This is a genomic window from Candidatus Pelagibacter sp. HIMB1611 (assembly GCF_052047715.1).
GTDB lineage: Bacteria > Pseudomonadota > Alphaproteobacteria > Pelagibacterales > Pelagibacteraceae > Pelagibacter.
Genome location: NZ_JBNAJM010000001.1, coordinates 452,005 through 464,433 on the forward strand (window position 1 = coordinate 452,005; position 12,429 = coordinate 464,433).

17 protein-coding genes and 1 riboswitch are annotated in these 12,429 nt (G+C 28.9%); of the genes, 14 read left to right on the plus strand and 3 right to left on the minus strand.

What is annotated here, in order from left to right; genetic code table 11:
- Nucleotides 1-44 precede the first annotated feature (44 nt).
- Nucleotides 45-2,150, plus strand: a complete 2,106-nt coding sequence (locus ACTTAS_RS02500) for a sodium-translocating pyrophosphatase (RefSeq protein WP_440678219.1) — start codon at nt 45-47, stop codon at nt 2,148-2,150.
- Here the strand turns inward: ACTTAS_RS02500 and bamE are convergent.
- Complete coding sequence (bamE, locus tag ACTTAS_RS02505; RefSeq protein WP_440678220.1) at nt 2,137-2,619, minus strand: outer membrane protein assembly factor BamE domain-containing protein; 483 nt, start codon at nt 2,617-2,619, stop codon at nt 2,137-2,139. The two genes, ACTTAS_RS02500 and bamE, sit on opposite strands and share 14 nt — an antisense overlap.
- Between bamE and ACTTAS_RS02510 the strand changes: the two genes are divergently transcribed.
- Genes ACTTAS_RS02510 through ACTTAS_RS02535 form a run of 6 tightly spaced genes read left to right on the plus strand, consistent with a single transcriptional unit; the run spans nt 2,618 to nt 5,132 of the window.
- A complete protein-coding gene (locus ACTTAS_RS02510) occupies nt 2,618-3,085 on the plus strand; it encodes a ubiquinol-cytochrome C chaperone family protein (RefSeq protein ID WP_440678221.1) in 468 nt (155 codons plus the stop codon). The two genes, bamE and ACTTAS_RS02510, sit on opposite strands and share 2 nt — an antisense overlap.
- 2 nt (nt 3,086-3,087) lie before the next feature.
- The gene (gene rpmF / locus ACTTAS_RS02515) at nt 3,088-3,270 is read left to right on the plus strand and encodes a 50S ribosomal protein L32 (RefSeq protein ID WP_023853776.1); all 183 of its coding nucleotides are present in this window, start codon (nt 3,088-3,090) and stop codon (nt 3,268-3,270) included.
- Between the two features lie 13 nt (nt 3,271-3,283).
- Entirely contained in the window at nt 3,284-4,285 is a 1,002-nt protein-coding gene (plsX, locus tag ACTTAS_RS02520) for a phosphate acyltransferase PlsX (protein ID WP_440678222.1), read from the plus strand.
- Nucleotides 4,286-4,585, plus strand: coding sequence for an HU family DNA-binding protein (locus tag ACTTAS_RS02525; RefSeq protein ID WP_262589169.1), 300 nt, complete (start codon nt 4,286-4,288; stop codon nt 4,583-4,585). It abuts the gene before it with no gap.
- The gene (locus tag ACTTAS_RS02530) at nt 4,578-4,940 is read left to right on the plus strand and encodes a MerR family transcriptional regulator (RefSeq protein ID WP_440651442.1); all 363 of its coding nucleotides are present in this window, start codon (nt 4,578-4,580) and stop codon (nt 4,938-4,940) included. Before ACTTAS_RS02525 ends, ACTTAS_RS02530 begins: the two co-directional genes overlap by 8 nt.
- Nucleotides 4,941-5,132 (plus strand): 50S ribosomal protein L33, encoded by a 192-nt coding sequence (locus tag ACTTAS_RS02535; RefSeq protein WP_440678223.1) that lies wholly within the window; start codon nt 4,941-4,943, stop codon nt 5,130-5,132. It abuts the gene before it with no gap.
- Nucleotide 5,133: 1 nt separating this feature from the next.
- Here the strand turns inward: ACTTAS_RS02535 and ACTTAS_RS02540 are convergent, their stop codons facing one another.
- Nucleotides 5,134-5,424: a chorismate mutase gene (locus ACTTAS_RS02540; protein ID WP_075506733.1), complete on the minus strand. Its 291-nt coding sequence runs from the start codon at nt 5,422-5,424 to the stop codon at nt 5,134-5,136.
- 88 nt (nt 5,425-5,512) lie between these two features.
- Between ACTTAS_RS02540 and ACTTAS_RS02545 the strand changes: the two genes are divergently transcribed.
- Nucleotides 5,513-6,493, plus strand: coding sequence for a COX15/CtaA family protein (locus tag ACTTAS_RS02545; protein WP_440678224.1), 981 nt, complete (start codon nt 5,513-5,515; stop codon nt 6,491-6,493).
- Nucleotides 6,494-6,520: 27 nt separating this feature from the next.
- Here the strand turns inward: ACTTAS_RS02545 and ACTTAS_RS02550 are convergent, their stop codons facing one another.
- Entirely contained in the window at nt 6,521-7,849 is a 1,329-nt protein-coding gene (locus tag ACTTAS_RS02550; RefSeq protein WP_440649103.1) for an O-acetylhomoserine aminocarboxypropyltransferase/cysteine synthase family protein, read from the minus strand.
- 2 nt (nt 7,850-7,851) lie between these two features.
- Nucleotides 7,852-7,918: riboswitch (SAM riboswitch) on the minus strand.
- A 141-nt stretch (nt 7,919-8,059) separates the two neighbouring features.
- Here ACTTAS_RS02550 and rplM point away from each other — a divergent pair.
- From rplM to ACTTAS_RS02580, 6 genes are read left to right on the plus strand one after another with little or no spacing between them, the layout of a single operon-like run.
- Nucleotides 8,060-8,518 carry a 50S ribosomal protein L13 gene (gene rplM / locus ACTTAS_RS02555; protein WP_440614344.1) on the plus strand — a complete coding sequence of 153 codons (459 nt, stop codon included), beginning with the start codon at nt 8,060-8,062 and terminating at the stop codon, nt 8,516-8,518.
- Nucleotide 8,519: 1 nt separating this feature from the next.
- Nucleotides 8,520-8,957 (plus strand): 30S ribosomal protein S9, encoded by a 438-nt coding sequence (gene rpsI / locus ACTTAS_RS02560; RefSeq protein WP_440614345.1) that lies wholly within the window; start codon nt 8,520-8,522, stop codon nt 8,955-8,957.
- A gap of 33 nt (nt 8,958-8,990) precedes the next feature.
- The gene (argC, locus tag ACTTAS_RS02565) at nt 8,991-10,013 is read left to right on the plus strand and encodes an N-acetyl-gamma-glutamyl-phosphate reductase (protein ID WP_440678225.1); all 1,023 of its coding nucleotides are present in this window, start codon (nt 8,991-8,993) and stop codon (nt 10,011-10,013) included.
- A complete protein-coding gene (locus tag ACTTAS_RS02570) occupies nt 10,010-10,234 on the plus strand; it encodes a hypothetical protein (RefSeq protein WP_440618395.1) in 225 nt (74 codons plus the stop codon). Before argC ends, ACTTAS_RS02570 begins: the two co-directional genes overlap by 4 nt.
- Nucleotides 10,231-11,523 carry a homoserine dehydrogenase gene (locus ACTTAS_RS02575; protein WP_440678226.1) on the plus strand — a complete coding sequence of 431 codons (1,293 nt, stop codon included), beginning with the start codon at nt 10,231-10,233 and terminating at the stop codon, nt 11,521-11,523. Before ACTTAS_RS02570 ends, ACTTAS_RS02575 begins: the two co-directional genes overlap by 4 nt.
- Nucleotides 11,523-12,425 carry an AEC family transporter gene (locus ACTTAS_RS02580; RefSeq protein WP_440678227.1) on the plus strand — a complete coding sequence of 301 codons (903 nt, stop codon included), beginning with the start codon at nt 11,523-11,525 and terminating at the stop codon, nt 12,423-12,425. The genes ACTTAS_RS02575 and ACTTAS_RS02580 overlap by 1 nt, the downstream gene beginning before the upstream one ends.
- Nucleotides 12,426-12,429 lie beyond the last annotated feature (4 nt).

The window sequence follows — 12,429 nt, forward strand, 5'->3', positions numbered from 1 at the left end:
ATTGTCCGGGCTTAAAAAATTAACAACCAACAACTAAGGGTTATATGAACGCAACTGTCGAAACTATCTTATTATACACAATCGGAGCTGGTTTTTTATCTATTGTTTATGGATTTTTAACTGGAAAAAACATTTTAAATTCAAGCGCAGGAAATGCAAAAATGCAGGATATTGCTTCAGCTATTCAAATCGGAGCAAAAGCTTATCTAGCAAGACAATACAAAACAATTGCAATTGTTGGTGCAGCTGTTCTTGTAATTGTTAGCATTGCATTTAGTCCATTAGTTGGTCTTGGTTATTTAATAGGTGCATCATTATCTGGTATTGCAGGATATGTTGGTATGTTAGTTTCTGTAGAAGCTAATGTTAGAACTGCTGAAGCTTCAAGAAAAGGTCTAGCTCAAGGTCTTTCAGTGGCATTCAAATCTGGAGCTGTAACAGGTATGTTGGTTGCTGGTTTAGCATTGTTGGCAATAGCAGTTTATTATTTTTTATTATTGAAATTTGAAGTAGATGAAAGAGAAATAGTGAATGCTTTAGTTGCTTTAGGGTTTGGTGCGTCTTTAATTTCAATTTTTGCAAGATTAGGCGGAGGTATTTTTACTAAGGGTGCAGATGTTGGAGCTGACCTTGTTGGTAAGGTTGAAGCTGGTATTCCTGAGGATGATCCAAGAAATCCTGCTGTAATTGCTGACAACGTTGGAGACAACGTTGGTGATTGTGCTGGAATGGCAGCAGATTTATTTGAAACATATGCCGTGACTATTGTTGCAACTATGGTTTTATCATCAATTTTTTTTGTAGGTGATCTTAATATGATGATTTATCCTCTTACAATTGGTGCTGCTTGTTTATTAACATCTATTATAGGTACATTCTTTGTTAAACTTGGAAAAGATAACAATGTGATGAACGCGTTATACAAAGGATTTATTGTATCAGCTGTTGCATCATTAGCTATTCTATGGCCTGTAACTGATCATGTAATTGGTTTTACAAATGAATACACCGTTAATGGAAATACATTTAATGGAATGGATTTATATTACTGTGGAGTAATTGGTTTAGTTATTACTGGTTTGTTAATCTGGATTACAGAATATTACACAGGAACAAGTTATAGACCTGTTAAATCTGTAGCTTTATCATCAACAACTGGTCACGGAACTAACGTTATCCAAGGTTTAGCTGTGTCAATGGAAGCGACAGCAATACCAGCCTTAATTATTGTTGCTGGTATCTTAATTACAAACTCTATTGCTGGTCTATTTGGTATTGCAATTGCTGTAACAACAATGCTTGCATTAGCTGGAATGGTTGTAGCTTTAGATGCTTACGGTCCAGTTACTGATAATGCTGGAGGGATAGCTGAAATGTCTAACTTGGATAAAAAAGTTAGAAAAACGACTGATGCTTTAGATGCTGTTGGTAACACTACTAAAGCTGTTACAAAAGGATATGCAATTGGTTCTGCTGGTTTAGGTGCACTAGTTTTATTTGCAGCTTACACTGAAGATATCAAACATTTTTCTAAAGAAGCAGGCTCTGCATTAGAAGGTATCGTTGTAACTTTTGATTTATCAAATCCTTATGTTGTTGTTGGGTTATTAATTGGTGGAATGTTGCCTTACTTATTTGGATCTATGGGAATGCAAGCTGTTGGAAGAGCAGGTGGTGCCGTTGTTGTAGAAGTTAGAAGACAGTTTAAAAAATTTCCAGGTATCATGAAAAGAAAACAAAAACCTGATTATGCAAAATTAGTTGACTTGTTGACTGTTGCTGCGATTAAAGAAATGATAATTCCATCATTATTACCAGTACTATCACCTGTAGTTTTATATTTTATAATTCTATCAATAGGTGGTCAGGTAGCTGCCTTAGCTGCTGTTGGAGCTATGCTTTTAGGAGTTATTATCACAGGACTTTTTGTGGCTGTTTCTATGACTGCTGGTGGTGGTGCATGGGATAATGCTAAGAAGTATATTGAAGATGGAAATCATGGTGGAAAAGGTTCAGAAGCTCATAAAGCTGCTGTAACAGGTGATACTGTTGGAGATCCATACAAAGATACAGCAGGACCAGCAGTTAACCCAATGATTAAAATTACAAATATTGTAGCTTTATTATTGTTAGCTGTTATCGCTGGCTAATTTCTTTACGTTTTTTGGCCCTCTTCCCTAGAGGGTCATTTAATTTTTGTCTCATACTAGACATAAAGGAATAAACAAAAGAGTTTTTAGTAATACCCGATTCTGTTGTATTCTCTGATATTTTTATTTTCTCCATGTCATTTAAATTATAAAAATTTTTTTTTTTTAATATTCCATAATTATCAATTTCTAAAACTAACACATCATTTTTAAAAATTTTCATCTGACCAAAATTACTTAACTTCGATTGTGTTTGTTTTCTTTCAATATAAATCCATACATCATTATCAAATTTACTGGTTGTAGAAGGGTTTCCTAAAATTTTTGTAATATCGTTCTTGTTACTTTTGTTAATAATTAGATTGACTTGTTTTTTTTCTAACGATGGTACACCATGATGTTTTACTACAGGATTTAGAGAACAATTTGAGAGTATTAAAAATAAAAAAAATATATATAATTTATTCATGAGCAATAAGTATATATATATTTATAATAATTTAATTAATTTCACTAGAAATAAAGATTTATATAAGGATTTAAACAGGGAAGATAGTTTTTCTGATAGATTAACTTTGTTTTTGCTTCATTTTTCATTTTTTCTAAAAAATTATAAAAATGAAGAAAATAAAAAAATCTTACAAGAAATTTATGATTTTAACTTCAGACAATTAGAATTGAGTATTAGAGAAATAGGGTATGGAGATCAGTCTATAAACAAAAAAATGAAAGATTATATCAATTTGTTTCATTCCATGGTTTCGGAAATTCATTTTTGGGATAATTTATCTCAAACTGATAAAATTGAAAAATTATCAATATTTTTAGCTGATTTTAATAATATTGCTGATTTACTTAAATATTTTGAGGAATTTAACTTAAATTTATCAAAAAAAACTTTGAATTCTTATTTAAAAAGTGTAAGTAACCCGTAATTATGGCTGTACCAAAACGAAAACAAACCCCTTCCAGAACTGGAATGAGAAGGGCACAAACAATGAAATTTTCAACTAAAAATATAGTTGAGGATAAAAAATCTGGTGAATATAGGCTTTCTCATCATCTTGATTTAAAAACCGGTATGTATAAGGGTAGACAAGTTTTAGACCCAAAAGAATAGTATATTAAGTTTAATGTCTGAAAAAATTAAAATTGCAGTTGATGCAATGGGTGGTGATGGTTCACCAAAAAAAGTCATTGATGGTATTGTTTACAACCACCAATCAAATAAAAACATTTTTTACAAAATATTTGGAGATAAAAATAAAATTTCTCCATTAATTGAAAATAAAATTAATAAAGAGTTCTATGAAATTTTTCATACACAGAATGCAATTAAAAGTACGGACAGTCCTTTAGAAGGTGCAAAAAGAGGAAAAGACACAAGTATGTGGCTTGCTATTCAGAGTGTTAAGGAAAAGCAGGCTGATATAGTTATATCTGCTGGTAATACTGGCGCTTTATTAGTTGTATCAAAATTAAATCTTAAAATGATTGAAAATATAGACAAACCAGCTTTGTCTGCGCTTTGGCCAAATAAAAAAGGTATGAGTGTTGTATTAGATCTTGGAGCTAATATTGAGTGTAGTTCAAAAAATTTAAGTGATTTTTCTTCTATGGGAGCTGCTCTTTATAATTCATTATATCCAAATGAAATAGCCAATGTTGCTTTGTTGAATATTGGTTCAGAAGAATTAAAGGGTAACGAAGTAATAAAAGAAACATATCAAATTCTTAATGACAAAAAACCTGAAAATTTTAATTTTTCTGGATACATTGAAGGTAATCACATAATGGATGGTGAAGTTGATGTAATTGTATCTGATGGATTTACTGGAAATGTAGCATTAAAAACAGCTGAAGGGACAGCAAATTTTATTACAAGTGAATTAAAAAAAGCGATGACTGGAAATTGGATAGGAAAACTATCTTCTCTTTTAAACATTTCAAATTTAAAAAAATTTAAAAAAAGATTAGATCCAAGACTGTATAATGGTGCAATTTTTATAGGTTTAGACTCTCCTGTAGTAAAAAGTCATGGTGGTACTGATTACGTTGGTTTTGCTAACTCATTAGATGTTTGTCATAGAATTGTTAAAGGTAATTTGATAGAAAAGATTAAACAGAATCTTTAAATGAGAATAAATTTAACTAAAAAAGATTTAGTTAATTTAGTTTATATGCAACTAGGTTTTTCTAAACAGATTTCAGAAAATCTAATTGATGATTTTTTATCAACAATTGTTTCCAATATTAAATCTGAAAAAAAGCTAAAATTATCTAAATTTGGAACTTTTTCTATTAGACAAAAAAAAAGTAGAATTGGTAGAAACCCAAAAACTAAGGAAACTAAAGTAATAACTAGTAGGGATGTTGTTTTATTTAAACCTTCAAAAGAATTTAAAGAGTTTATAAATCTTAAAGATTATGGATAAAGCTGATCAAGCTTATAAAACTATTGGTGAGGTTGCTAAAATTTTAGACTTAAAAGTCAATAAGAAGGGTTCTTTGCCTACTCACATAATAAGATTTTGGGAAACACAGTTTAAACAAATCAAGCCAAAAATTCTTAATTCTAATAGAAGATATTACGATGAAAAAAATATTGATCTTCTTAAGAAGATTAAATATTTGCTAAAAGATCAAGGAATGACAATTAATGGAGTTAAAAAGATCCTTGATAATGAAGATACTTTAAAGCTTGACGAAATGGCAGATAAATCTATAAAAGCTGAAAAATTAAAAAATAAGTTAACCAAAATATCAAATATTTTAAAAACACTAAAATAGATGGCAAAAAAAACACACGTAAAAGTTAGAATGGTACCTGAAGCTAAACCAGATAGTCCTTACTTTTATTATGTAAAAAAACCTGCAGGTGGCGAAAAAGCTAAAATAAAATTATCTGCAAAAAAATACAATCCTGATACTAGAAAACACGAAATGTTTGTGGAGAAAAAGCTTCCACCACATAGTAAATAAATTATTTTTTTTTAAAATTTCTTCTTTCGTAATCAATATAAGACCAAATCATATTTTTCCAAATGCGATTAGTTATTTTTGGATCTATGCCTTGTTTTAAGGATTTTGCTTTAATTTTTTTTAAAATAAAATTAATTCTTTTCTTATCTACGATTTCTTTTTTAAATTCTTTTAGCTTTAAAACTTCCTCGACTAGTTTTGTTCTATATTTTATAAGTGATAACAGTTTATTATCTAATTTATCTAGCTTAACTCTTATTAAATCTAGTTTTTTTTTATTATTTGGCGACATTTAATTTATTGGAATACTTAATAATTATTATATTTATCTGAGCATGTACAGTGAGAATAATCATTTAAATAATCAACTTAAATTGTGGATGCTGTCATTATTAGTTTTAGTTTCTTTAATAATATTGGTTGGAGGTTTAACAAGATTAACTGACTCCGGTCTATCAATTACTACTTGGGAATTATTTGTTGGTTTTTTTCCTCCTTTTACAGATGATAAATGGTTGGAATACTTTAGTTTATATAAAACAATTCCGGAATATAGCCAACAAAACTTCAATATGACTCTTGATGAATTCAAAGTAATATTCTGGTGGGAGTGGGGACACAGGCAGTTAGGGAGAATAATTGGTTTAACTGTATTGCTCCCAATGGTTTATTTTTCAGTAAAACATGGAGTTTGGATTATAAAAAAATATGGACTCATTTTTTTACTGGTTTGTTTTCAAGGATTTTTAGGTTGGTACATGGTATCAAGTGGATTAGTTGAAAGAATTGATGTCAGCCATTATAGACTAGCAATACATTTGGTAACAGCATTTATCATTTTATCAATTGTATATTGGCAATTTTTAAAGTTATCATCCTCATCAAATCAAACAATTTCAATTAATCTTTTTGTAGTAAAAATTTTTTTAGTTTTATTATTTTTGCAACTAATTATAGGTGCTTTTGTATCTGGTATGGATGCTGGTAAAATCTATAACACTTGGCCATTGATGGGAGTTAATTATTTTCCAGATGATAGTAGTTTTAAAGAGTTTTTGAATTTAAAAGTTTTTGATAATCCCTCTATTGTTCAATTTATGCATAGAAATTTAGCATACTTAATTATTGTCTTTTATGTCTTAATCTTCTTTAAGGTAATTAACACTGGAAACAAAAAATTATACAAACCTATTACTGTAATTGGTTTGACTTTAGCATTTCAAATTTTTCTTGGTGTGATAACTATTTTATCTGGAGTAAAAATGTTATTTGCATCTTTACACCAGATAAATTCTATTTTGATAATACTTTCAACTTTGTATTTTTTATTTATTTCAAAATACAAAAAACAGATTAATTAATTTCTATTTGTAGACATATAAATAAAATTAACTAACTGCTTTTAAATTACCTTTTGATGATTTGTCTAAAGCTTGATCTAAATCATCAATGATATCATCAATATGTTCTAAACCAATACAAAGTCTAACATATCCTGGAGTTACACCTGAAGCAGCTAATTCATCCTCATTTAATTGACTGTGAGTAGTAGTTGCTGGGTGTATTGCTAAACTTCTAGCATCACCTATATTTGCAACGTGATAAAACATTTTTAAAGCCTCAATGAACTTTTTACCAGCTTCGATACCACCAGCTAATTCAATACCAACTAAAGCTCCATTACCATTTTTCAGATATTTTTTTGCTCGACTTGATATCTCTTCATTATGTTCAGTGGAATAAATTACTCTCTCAACAGCTTTATGATTTTTTAAGTACTCTACAACTTTTGCAGCATTATCACAGTGTTGTTTCATTCTTAAAGCAACTGTTTCAAGTCCTTGTATAACACCAAATGCATTATCCGGAGAAAGCGCTGATCCTAAATCTCTTAACAAGGTCACTCTAGCTCTTACTGCAAAAGCAACATTTGCACCTGTTAATTCGGGCACAGCTTTACCCCAAACAACACCTCCATAACTTGCATCAGGTTCATTAAATAGTGGTTGTCTTTTTGGATCTGCTGTCCAATCAAAATTTCCACCATCTACTAGTGCACCTCCAACTACTGTTCCATGACCTGCTATATATTTTGTTAAAGAATAAACAACCACAGCTGCACCATGTTCAATTGGTTTACAAATTACAGGAGCTGCAGTGTTATCCAAAATTAATGGAATGTTATATTTTCTACCAATATCTGAAACCTCTTTAATTGGAAAAACTCTTAAATATGGGTTTGGTAATGTTTCTCCATAAAAAGCTCTAGTTTTATCGTCTATTGCTTTTTCAAAGTTTTTTGGATCAGATGGATCTGCATATCTCACTTCTATACCAAGTTTACTTAAAGTATGCGTAAATAAAGAAACTGTTCCACCATAAAGATCTGTTGAACTAACAATATTGTCTCCAGCTTGAGCAACGTTTAATATTGCAAAAGTAGAAGCGGTTTGCCCAGATGCTACAGTTAAACTTGCAAGACCACCTTCAAGCGCAGCGATTCTCTTTTCCAACACATCGTTAGTTGGATTCATTATTCGTGTATAGATGTTTCCAAACTCTTTTAACGCAAATAAATTAGCTGCATGTTCAGTGTTATTAAATTGATACGAGGTTGTTCTATAAATTGGAACTGCTACTGAATTTGTAGCTGGATCACTTCTGTAGTCTCCACCATGTATCGCAATAGTTTCTGGATTATTTCTTTTTGTACTCATTTTTACTCCTTTTTTAGTGCTTTTGCTTTATGCAAGGCGCACAATATAGTTCAAATGCCTACCGATTATAATTTTATGAAAATTCCATTTTAGCAGTTTTATGCCCGCAATAGGATCAAATCGGCAATTGATAAATAGCATATTAGTTATGTTTTACAAGCTAAATATAAAATTGACTTTGAATAATTTAATAGTATTAATCCTCGCACAATGACAAAATTCACAAAAAAAGATCAAGTTACATCATCTTGGTATGAGATAGATGCAAAAAATGCAGTTGTCGGAAGATTAGCGACCGTTGTATCTAATATTATTAGAGGTAAAAATAAGACTACTTATACACCTCACATGGATGATGGAGATTTTGTTGTAGTAAAAAATATCGAACAAGCAAAATTTACTGGTAAGAAGTTTCAAAATAAAAAGTACTATAGACATACAGGACATCCTGGTGGAATTAAAGTTACTACACCAGAAAAACTTCATGAAAAAAAACCTGGAGAAACTTTGAAACTAGCAGTTAAAAGAATGTTACCAGGTGGTGTTTTGGGTAGAAAACAATTAACAAAATTAAAAATTTATTCAGGAAGTGAACATCCTCATGCTGCACAAAATCCAAAAGTTATTGAATTAGATAAACTAAACAATAAAAACATTGCAAGAAACTAATATGGAAAACGTACAATCAAACACTAAAACTCCAAAATTAAAGTTAGATTTTAAAGATAGTAAGTACGCGACAGGTAGAAGAAAAACTTCAATAGCGAAAGTTTGGTTAAAAAAAGGTTCTGGTAAAATTTATGTAAATGGCAAATTATATAATGAATATTTTGCTGATGAAATTCACAAAATGCAAATTACAAGACCTTTTGAGATTATAAATCAAGCTACAGATTATGATGTTAGATGTAGCGTAAAAGGTGGTGGACCTACAGGTCAAGCTGGAGCAATGGTTCATGGTATTTCTAAAGCTTTGGTTCTCTTTGATGAAAATTTAAAAACAACATTGAAAACTGAAAAGCTCACAACCAGAGACTCTAGAGCTGTTGAGAGAAAAAAACCTGGTAGAAGAAAAGCTAGAAGAAGCTTCCAGTTTTCTAAAAGATAATTTTTTTTACAATTTAAACTGCTATAATAAAAAATGCCTAAGCTTAATGCATTAGTTGCCGGATCCACAGGATATATTGGTGTTCAATTAATCAAGTTATTAATTAACCACAAATATATTAATATTAAATATCTATGTGGAAATTCATCTGTTGGAAAAAATATTTCTTATTATGATAAATCTCTATCAAAAAAAAAATTACCTAAAATCATAAAATTTAATCCTAAATTGTTAAATAGTATCGATGTTGTCTTTACAGCTCTACCAAATGGTGAAGCTCAAGATATAGCAAAAAAACTTAACGATAATATTACTCTAATTGATTTAGCAGCAGATTTTAGATTAAAAAAAGCTAATGATTATTTAAAATGGTATAAACAAAAACATCGAGCTCCAAAATTACAGAAGAAAAGCATTTATTGTTTACCCGAAATAAATCGTGATGAATTAAAAAATCACAATATTATTTCATGTCCAGGATGTTATCCAACATCAATATTATTACCTCTTGTTCCGTTAATTAAAAAAAAATTAGTTAAATTAGACAATATAATTATTGATTCAAAATCTGGATATTCTGGTGCCGGTAGAGGAGTTCATAAAAAATATAAAGATAAGAATTTATACGAGTCTTTAAGTGCTTATGGCGTTGGTTTTCATAGACATAATTCTGAAATTCATCAATTTTTAAGTAAATTTACAAATAAAAATTTTCAATTTAGTTTTACTCCACATTTATCTCCAATGTTTAGAGGTATATTAAGTACAATTTATTTAGATTTAGAAAAAAATGTTAATCAATCAAAAATCATCAAAACACTTGAGATGTCTTATAAGGGTGAAAATTTTGTTAAAATATTAGACTCTGATAAACTCTTGAGCACAAATGATGTTATAAATACAAACAATTGCTTTATCACAGTGTGTAAATCAAAATATAAAAACAAAATAATCATTATTTCTGCAATAGACAATTTAATAAAAGGCGGAGCAGGTCAGGCTGTACAAAATTTAAATAATAAATTTAATTTTCCTGAAAGAACTGCTTTAAAATGAAATACTTATTAATTATTTTTCTAATTTTTTTATGTAATTGCTCTTTAAATAAAGATTCTCAGTATTGGACAGAACATCCAGCTGAAAATAAAAAAAATCAAAAAAAAATAACTGAAATACTTAAAAAGTCAGACGATATAACAAAAATGACATTAGAAGAATATGAGATTTATATAGATGACTATACTAAAAAAAGTAAATATCCAGATATAAGCAAATGAATAATATAGTAAATGTTGCAGTTGTTGGACTTGGTCAAGTTGGTAATTATTTATTCAATGAACTAATTGCTAAAAAAAAAGATATTGAACTTAAAACAGGCAAAAGAGTTAACGTAGTAGCTATTTCCGCAAAAAATATAAATAAAAAAAGAAAATATAAAATTAATAGAAAAATTTTTTATAAAAACCCTTTTGATATTTTTAAAAAAGAAAAAGTTGATATATTATTTGAAGTAATTGGACAATCTGATGGGGTTTCTAAAAAATTAGTTGAAACTGCTTTAAAGAATAAAATTCATGTAATTACTCCAAATAAAGCTTTAATTTCAAAACACGGAAATAATTTAGCAAAACTAGCTGAAAAAAATAATGTCAATTTAGAATTCGAAGCATCTGTTGCTGGTGGGATACCAATATTGAGATCTATTAAAGAAGGATTAGCTACTAATAAATTATCTAAAGTTTATGGAATTTTAAATGGTACTTCAAATTATATATTATCAGAGATGGAAAATTCTGAGCAAAATTTTGTAGATGTTTTGAAAAAAGCTCAACTGCTTGGATATGCAGAACCAGGTAATCCAAAATTAGATTTAAATGGTTTTGATGCATTTGCAAAAGTGAGAATTTTATCCGCTTTAGCTTTCAATAGTAAAATATCAAATAAAAAATGTTTAATGGAAGGAATAGAAAAGATTGATTTAAAAGATATTAAAATTGCAAATCAATTAGATTTAAGAATTAAACTACTGGGTATCTCTGAACTCAAAAACAATGAACTTTTTGAAACTGTTCATCCATGTCTTGTAAGTAAAAAATCATATATTGGTAATGTAAATGGAGTAATGAATGCAGTGATCCTTAATGGCAAGCCAGTAGGAGAAAGTGTGTTACAAGGGGAGGGTGCTGGACCAGGTCCTACTTCATCATCTTTATTATCTGACTTATTATCTATTTTAAGAGGAAATATCAAAAAGCCATTTGGTGTAAGTGTAAATAAGCTTAAAACTTTAAAGACTTACAACGTAAATAATTATGTTAATTCTCTATATTTAAGATTTGAAGTTAAAGATAAACCAGGCGTTTTATCTCAAATAACCAATCGTTTAGCTAAATATAAAATTTCTGTAAAAAGATTAATTCAAACTCCAGATAAAAAAAATAATAAAGCTACAATCGTTATAGTTACTCATAAAACCACAGAATTAAATTGTAATAGCTGTTTATCTATATTTAAAAAAAATAAGAATATCTTAAAATCACCTACGTTAATTAGATTGCTTGATTAATGGAAATATATTTCAAACTTATTGAAGTATTATTTCCTGTATTTTTTGTTGTTGGGATTGGATATTATCTTGGTAAGAAAAAACCAGATTTCGATAATTCCTTTATTACTACTTTTGCCTCAAATGTTGGTACGCCTGCAATGGTTATATATTCTATTACTTCTACAGGTATAACATTTGAACAATATACCAGTTATTTTATTTATTATTTAATTGCTATTGCTGGTTTTGGTTTAACAGGCATAATTATTTTATATCTATTAAAAACTAAAGATATCATTAGAGAAATCCCAGTTTTTCTTCTTCCTAATAATGGAAATATGGGTATTCCTATTTGTCTTTTTGCTTATGGTTCACAAGGTTTAGGAATAGCTGCATCAATATCTTCGCTTATAATTTTACTTCACTTTACATTGGGAGTGTTTCTAGCCGACAGAAAATTTGACTTTAATATTTTAATTAAAAATCCACCTTTTTACGCAATTATATTTTCAGTTACTTTTATTTATTTTGAATTGGAGATGCCTAAAGCAATTATTAATTTAACTGAATTGTTAACATATACAGCAATTGTTTTAATATTAATGTCTTTAGGAATTGCATTAACAAAATTAAAAGTTTTTTCTTTCACCAATTCAATAATTGCCTCTATTGGAAGAGTAATCATTGGACCCATAATTGGTTTTTTAATTGTAATTTTTTTCGATCTTTCTGGATTTGGTGCAGGTGTAATTTTAATTCAATCTGCTATGCCAAGCGCTATTTTAAATTATTTAATTGGATCAATGTACTCACCAAAGGAAATAGTCGATAACATTGCTAGCACAATTGTTGTTTCTACATTAATGTCATTTATTACAGTTCCAATAGTTGTATTCTTTGCTTTAAAATACTTCTATTAAGATA